The 594-nt window shown below is 57.6% G+C and carries 2 protein-coding genes; both read left to right on the plus strand.

What is annotated here, in order from left to right; translation table 11 throughout:
• Window positions 1-202: hypothetical protein (locus tag G6N73_RS36205; protein ID WP_206079293.1), on the plus strand; the 202-nt coding region annotated here is incomplete at its 5' end.
• A 209-nt stretch (window positions 203-411) separates the two neighbouring features.
• Window positions 412-594, plus strand: a 183-nt coding sequence (locus tag G6N73_RS36655; protein WP_206079294.1) for a DUF6894 family protein, incomplete at its 3' end; no start/stop codon positions are given.

Raw genomic sequence — 594 nt, forward strand, 5'->3', positions numbered from 1 at the left:
AGCGATCTGCCTCTCCACATTTGGCGAGGATCACATGGTAGACGACAATCGTTGGCGGAATCCTGACGCGCAGCCACACGAGGATGGGGAGGCCAAGGCTTTCGCCAAGAAATTCAACATCTCGCTGGACTTGGCCAAGCGGTTAACAGGACTACATCGCGCCGCCTTGGCGCTGGAGCTCCACAAGCCGAAGCAACGATAGCCTAATCAAATCGGCCAAGATGTAGTCAGCACTTGGCCGCCGTATACTCCTTCATATGGCCGAAAGGGCCGGCGTCCGTCTCTTTGCCCAAAAGAAGGCGGACGACGACCCTTTTACGTGGACTACCTTACAGCGAAAGACGCCTATATGGCGAGGCAGGCGGAGCGACGGACACTGTGTTTCCTTTCCCGAGGAACTAGGAGGCGTCGATGCCCCGCTATTTCTTTCACGTCACCCATGACGGGTCATCGGTAGCTGACACGGAAGGTATCGAGCTCCCGGACCGAGCAGCGGCGTGGCTAGGAGCGAGCCGCGCATGGGGGCAATTTATCAGAGAGTTCAATGGTGAACTGGTGACCGGGACAGCCTTGCACGTAGACGTGCACGATCAC

The sequence above is a fragment of the Allomesorhizobium camelthorni genome, assembly GCF_011045125.1.
In the GTDB taxonomy this organism is placed as follows: domain Bacteria; phylum Pseudomonadota; class Alphaproteobacteria; order Rhizobiales; family Rhizobiaceae; genus Allomesorhizobium; species Allomesorhizobium camelthorni.